The organism is Chitinophaga niastensis (genome assembly GCF_003014755.1).
GTDB classification, from domain to species: Bacteria; Bacteroidota; Bacteroidia; order Chitinophagales; family Chitinophagaceae; genus Chitinophaga; species Chitinophaga niastensis.
In genome coordinates this window covers 328990-335354 of sequence record NZ_PYAW01000006.1, presented here as the reverse complement: position 1 = coordinate 335354, position 6365 = coordinate 328990, and the positions used below count along the sequence as shown (strand labels likewise).

Below are 6365 nucleotides of genomic sequence, written 5' to 3'. Positions count from 1 at the left end.
GCAGGTCTTTGAAAAAAAATGTGTCGCTGACGGGAGGCGATCAGTGAAAATGCTGACGGGCCGTTGTGGGAAGAGACACATTACTATCCGTTTGGGTTGACGATGGCAGGGATTAGTTCGAATGCGTTGAAGGGGGCGAATTACTCAAAGAACAGGAAAGAGTTTAACGGAATAGAGCATACGACGGATTTAGATATGAATCAATATGATGCTTTTTACCGTACCCTTGATCCGCAGTTGGGAAGATGGTGGCAGATTGACCCGAAACCAGATTATATGTGGAGCCCATATTCAGCAATGAATGATAATCCGATTTCGAAAGCGGATTTTCTTGGAGATACGGCTAGGTTTGGAGCCTCATTAAGCCAGGCATTTTCATATAATGGGAAACAGGTTAATGGAAGTGATCTAGCACAAAAAACTGTAAAGGAATGGAGTAAGATAGGGGGTGTTAAACTTGGAATAAATGCCACGACAGGAGAAGTTGAATTTAAAGGGAATGCTAAGGGGAAATATAGCGAGACAGGCAGACAGGAAGTTATGGCGTTGGTAACCGGACAAGGGCAAGTAACAGTTGACTTTTCTACAGGCGATGGTTCTCACACTAGCGGAAATAATATTTTTATTAATCCTTCAGAAGTGGGATCAATAGTTAAAGGAACGTCATCTGATTTAGATCCTCTCACACTAAGTTTTGGTATGGTTGGCCTTCATGAGTTTGGTCATACAAAAGCTGGAGGGGGAGACTTTCACGGGCCGCAGACTTTGTCTAGATTTGGGCAGATTGATATGCTCGATATCAAAGGGAATGCAATACGTCAGGAAATGAGTGCTATCACAGGGTCTGACTGGGGACAAAGATCATCTTATTCTCCGATGTCTATTAATGGGGTAAATTATTTACCTTTTTCGTTCTCAGCCAAACAAGCTCTTGAACGTTCGAAGTTAGTCGAGGGCAGAATGGGGGGAGATTTAGTCGCCCCAATTCCAACAAAACAAATAATAGCGATTTCAGCATATTAATTAATATTATGAATATTCTACTTTTATATTTTATAATGCAGTCTAATCCTGTAACTCAGGATAAATTATACTCTCATACAGAAACTGAATGTTCCGTATGGTATACAATAAAAAAGAAATGGAGCCTGAATTTGAAGGAGCATGGTACATTTAGCCTCAAGTTTAGTAAGGAGGATACTCGTTATAAGAAAGGAACTGAATCAGATTTTTTAGGCACTTGGGTAAATAAGAATGATACCATCCTATTAACAGTATCTGCTCCTTTGCCGAATGACTGTGGGTTTAAAAATGCTAGTTATATTTTATCAAAGGATACCCTTAAATCGCTAATGACTGGTAATATCTGTTTGCCTGCAATATTAGAGCCTGTTAAAATAGGTACTGGGAATTGATTAATAGAGATAGAGTTTACAGATGTAAATAAGCCGTAGGCAATGCCTGCGGCTTATTTACATCTGTTTAAGTTTGACACTTTTAATAAGAGCATCCAGTGTATATAAAATATGTTGTTTATCTTCTTCCGGGAAACCAGCAATATCGTTCAGGCGTTTAAGCATAGCCTGGTCTTTAAGTACATCCTGCTTTTTAGTCTCCCCCAGTAGAAAGCCAACTGTTGTCTCTAGGACGTTGGCAATATTTTTAACCACATCAATAGTGGGCTTTACTTCATCACGTTCATACTTGCCTATTATAGAATGATGTACGCCTAGTTGTCTGGCCAGTTCGGCCTGCGATAAGCCTTTATCATCCCTGCACTCTCTTAGTTTTTTACCAAAACTGCTCATAAATAGTAGTATTGACCTCCTCCCACCCGGATAGGACGAGCAGGATCATTTATAAAGCGAATCGGCGCTGGAAGTTAGAATTATGAATATAGATGGCTTGATAACTAAAATATGGTTACCGTATTATTTTAGCTCGACTCGCATTCTACAGTTTAAAGGTTAGTTCTTCAATTCAAAAACCGTCATAACCGCTGCATGGTCCGATGGGAACATTACCGGGTGATAATCAATTACACGTGATTCTATTGGTTGCAGGTTTATTCCCTTATAATAAATAAAATCAATCCGATCCCTTACACCGTATTTGGTGGAAGAAGTGGCTGCTCTCGGTGTCCAGGTTAAGCCCGGATCCAGGAGGGGATTAATGTGCAATTTCCGGTAACTGTCAATGAACCCGGCATTCATCATTGCCTTGCTTTCGGGCCATTCTATCACCCGATCATAGTGAATGGCACTGGTGGCAGCTATCCAATCCAGATGTGAGCCACTATTAAAATCGCCGACCATGATAGCAGGTGTTTTATCCGTGTTCCTAACGATTGGCTGAACATATTTAAGTATGGTGGTGATTTCAGTTTGTCTTGTTGGTGCTTCATCCTCCATCAATGCTGCAGCAGTCTTATTCCCGCTGACGATGCTATCAGCATAATCCGGCAGATAGTGTAACCAGGTATCAAAAAATAAAAGATCTCTGTTGGCATCTAATTTCAACTTTACCCCACCAAAATTAGATGGCCTAAAAGCAGTAATCGTTTCTACAATCGGATACCTGCTCATGATAGAAAGATTCGCGCTGATCAGATAGAAATAATATCCTAAAGAGTCTGCAATAACTTCGCCGGAACCATATGTTTCTATTAAGCCAATAATATCTGCATTGGTTGATTTTATAGTTTCAATGAGCCGTTGCAATCCTAGATACTGGCCGTACCTGTGACCGCCATGCCATATATTCCAGGATAAGACCTTCAAATGCTTTGGTTCATATGGTTCGCTGGCAGCTGTGTCCGGAAAGTACTTTGTATAAAGCTGATGTACCTCATCCGGAGCAATGGCAGTATCCCATATTTTTACGTCATCTATGTAACCATTAAAAGCATTCCATTGTGCATTGGACCCATATTCCCATTTCTCATCTGATCCACCAACAACAGTAGCCAGATCACTTTCAAAACTGCCTGCACCGGGTGTATTATACACAGCCATATTCCTTCCATCCAGGTAAATCCATACTTCCTGCTTTGCCCTGTTTACCGTAAAAACAATCTGATGCCATTGGCCGTCGTTGATCTTTTGCCGTTGGGCAGTAGGCTTATAATCATATCGGTTTTTACCATCGTTTAAAATCAACGCCCATGCTCCATTTTCCTGTGAATAGATCTGCCATCCTGCTGTCGTAAGATCATCTGCTAGTTTATTGCCCATTACAGGCGTACCCATTAGTGCTCCGGGTAGGGTTTTAAGCCATATCTGAACTGAGAATGAATTTTTTTCATTAAAGGAAGGCAGCGCCCCTTTTTCCAATTTAACCGGCCGTCTTAAAATAGCATTTGCAGAAAGGTCCAGCGCATATCCAGCGAGTCCTTTTGAAAACTGTGGCTGCTGCAGATCAACGGTGTATACTGCTTCCGCCTCAGGTGTAACAACCTTCTTAAAACTATATTTATCAAAATCCAGGATGTATGCCGGTTGCTGTGCAGCGACATTGCTATAATAAGCAATGCAAGCTATTATCAGCACAATACTATTCTTTATCAGTTTCATATTTAAGTTCCTTTTTTTCTCAGCGTGTCTGACCGTCCTTATCTTTTGATGCTGTAATCTGAGATAACCGGTGTGCATTCATTTCCGTAAATATCCTTTGGAACACCTGTGTCATAGGGCGAAGGAGGTACCCAGGTACTGCGTACTCCCTTAACAGTGAGCGTACTGTTACTGATGGTCACAAAAGCATACAGGGGATCTTTGTACATGGCAATATTCGGTAAGGATTTATATTCCTCATACAGTTTCTTCTCATAACGGTCCAGGTTTTTAACACCAAACCACTGGTAGGATAAACTGTTGATCTCAAAATAATTTATTCCATTCATCTCCCGGTGCAGGTCAATATGATCATGCCCGTTAAAGCACGCAAATACTTTTTTAAAGCCGGCTTTCCGGTTTTCTTCTTCCATTATTAACTGCAATGCCAGTCTGTTCTTCACGCCGTACAGATAATGGGACAGGCTTTGATGAGAAAATACAATAACAGGTTTCCCGGTTGCAGCAATATCCGCTTTGAACCACTCTATTTGCTGGTCGTCAATGAACTCACGAAAGGCATCATCCACATAAAAATTACCATGTTGATAATCGATAAATTTTCCATCCTGGTACAAATGGTTGGCATCTAACACTACAAAATGATAATCTTTGCAATCAAAAGAGTAATACCGGTTACTCATTCCCAGGAATCCCACCATTTCTGCCTTTGTGTTCATATCCATATCGTGATTACCCAGTACATGATAGCCGGGGCCTGTAAACTGTCTGAAACGTTGCAGGAAGGATTTGTTCTTTTCTTTTCCGAAACAGAAATCTCCCAGGTTGATAATAAAATCAGGTTTTTCCAGATCTGCCTGTTCCATAAATGCATCAAGACGCCTGTCGGCATCCGGAATGAGATCCCGGTGAGGATCAGCTACCATTCCAAATTTCAGCGAACGGGCAACGGATTGGCCTGTTAGAGCTACAGATGTAAAAGGTAACATCATGGCAGCAGCACCCATGCTAAGCTGTTGCACGAATTTCCTTCTGTTATGCATAGTATCTGGTTTTAACTGTCTGTGTTTTTCTTGTTACCGCAGGCACAATATATCGGTAGCAAAATCATGAATATAACATGAGCTATCCTATGGGGAAAACTTTTATTTTGCTACCGATATATTATCTCCCGCATTTAATAATTAATTCTTGCCAAACGGTTATTCTGTTTAAGATCCAGCTTATTAAAACTACCTGTCAGGATAGTAGAATGCCCGTCATCAGCATTCACCCCATCCATAAGCGGCACAGTGAAAAAAGGCTGTGTAAAGCCGAATCCCCCGATATTATTATATACTGTGCTGAGTTTACCGGTGGGCTCCAGTATAGCACAACCGTATCTGTTAATACCGTTGTAATGCTGAAAATCGCCGGTAACAAGGATACGGCCATTGCCCAGCTCCATCGACTTGTATACATATCCATCCGGACCAGTTTCAGTGCCGGTATCAAAGCCTGTATCCAGTGAACCGTCTGCATTGATCACAGCAACTCTATTGCGGGACGCGCCATTGTATTTCAGAAATCTGCCCGTAATCAGGAATTTGCCATTGCGCAAAGGAGATACATAATTGACTACATCATCAGGCCCGCTACCAATCTGAAAAGACGGATCCAGTGTACCATCGGCATTAATACGGAATAAATTATTCACCGTAGTGGCCCCATTTTTAGTGAAGCTGCCGGATACAATCAGTTTATCATCCGCCTGCAGATAGGTATTACTGATATACCCGTTCATCATTTCTTTTCCACGGTGCGCCGCCAGGTCATAGTTGTAAGTAGAATCAAATGAGCCATCTGCATGCAATCTCACTACACCTGATACACGCACAGAATCAGTAATCACGGTATCCTTGCCTGCCGGATAATAATGTTTGCCCAGGTAGTAGTTAAACCCTCCTATCGCAATCACATCACCATTGGATTGTACACGCAGCTGGTATACAGCTCCGTCAAAAGCGGCTTTGAATAGCGGCACCGTATCTATAACAGGATCTCCATTTTTATTGATATGACTACCACTACCTGATACCAAAGCTCCTTTTGAGGTGAGCAACGCCAGGCCGCTCACGATACCTGCCGTATAACCGTTCACGTTAAAAGTGCCGCATATCAGCAATTGCCCACTCTTCATGAGCTGCACATCATTAACAATACCTTTTATCCTGCCTTCCGTTTTAAATGATTTATCCAGGTTACCATCAGCCAGAATAGCGGCGATACCACTGTTGCCGGCACGCGCGCCCCCATTGTTATAATCCGTAAAAGCACCTGCAATAATATACCTGCCGTCCGGCAGCGGGAGTATCCGGTATATACCATTGTTTGCTCCTACAAAAGAGGCGAAAGTGTTATCCACCTGCATCAGACCATTAACGGTAAACAACGGCCCAGGGAACACCTGGTTGCCTACATTCATTGTAACCATGCCACTACTGGCCAGCTCCGGCACCTGCACCTGCAGGGTGGTATCTGACATTGTTTTAATAATAGCCGGCTGCCCGTTAAATTTTATGACAATACTATCCTTGTACTTAAGGAACCCATTACCGGTCAAACTGATAACATCTCCGTAGCTGCCCGCTCCCGGCGATGCTGCGGTAGTATTGAGTTTTATCTTCAGCTGTTCTTTTGCGTCTCCATAAGGATCTTTTCCTACGGATGTATCTTTTTTGCAGGCGCCTGCTCCCAGTAAAAACAAGACTAACAGCACCGCTAACATATTTTTATTCATGCGCATAAATTTGA

The 6365-nt window shown here is 42.2% G+C and carries 6 protein-coding genes; 2 read left to right on the top strand and 4 right to left on the bottom strand.

The features are described 5' to 3' along the window. The first annotated feature begins 63 nt into the window (after window positions 1-63). Together CLV51_RS24155 and CLV51_RS24150 are read left to right on the top strand one after the other, a co-directional pair. Window positions 64-1023, top strand: coding sequence for an RHS repeat-associated core domain-containing protein (locus CLV51_RS24155; RefSeq protein WP_281261537.1), 960 nt, complete (start codon window positions 64-66; stop codon window positions 1021-1023). Window positions 1024-1031: 8 nt separating this feature from the next. Then, the gene (locus tag CLV51_RS24150) at window positions 1032-1415 is read left to right on the top strand and encodes a hypothetical protein (RefSeq protein ID WP_106530667.1); all 384 of its coding nucleotides are present in this window, start codon (window positions 1032-1034) and stop codon (window positions 1413-1415) included. Window positions 1416-1472: 57 nt separating this feature from the next. Here the strand turns inward: CLV51_RS24150 and CLV51_RS24145 are convergent, their stop codons facing one another. From CLV51_RS24145 to CLV51_RS24130, 4 genes are all read right to left on the bottom strand, one after another. After that, window positions 1473-1808 carry a helix-turn-helix domain-containing protein gene (locus tag CLV51_RS24145; RefSeq protein WP_106530666.1) on the bottom strand — a complete coding sequence of 112 codons (336 nt, stop codon included), beginning with the start codon at window positions 1806-1808 and terminating at the stop codon, window positions 1473-1475. A gap of 159 nt (window positions 1809-1967) precedes the next feature. Then, complete coding sequence (locus CLV51_RS24140; RefSeq protein ID WP_158267138.1) at window positions 1968-3572, bottom strand: LamG-like jellyroll fold domain-containing protein; 1605 nt, start codon at window positions 3570-3572, stop codon at window positions 1968-1970. A 38-nt stretch (window positions 3573-3610) separates the two neighbouring features. Then, window positions 3611-4615 carry a metallophosphoesterase family protein gene (locus tag CLV51_RS24135; protein ID WP_106530664.1) on the bottom strand — a complete coding sequence of 335 codons (1005 nt, stop codon included), beginning with the start codon at window positions 4613-4615 and terminating at the stop codon, window positions 3611-3613. Between the two features lie 134 nt (window positions 4616-4749). Continuing rightward, on the bottom strand, window positions 4750-6351 hold the full coding sequence (locus CLV51_RS24130; protein ID WP_158267137.1) for an IPT/TIG domain-containing protein: 1602 nt from the start codon (window positions 6349-6351) through the stop codon (window positions 4750-4752). Window positions 6352-6365: the final 14 nt, after the last annotated feature.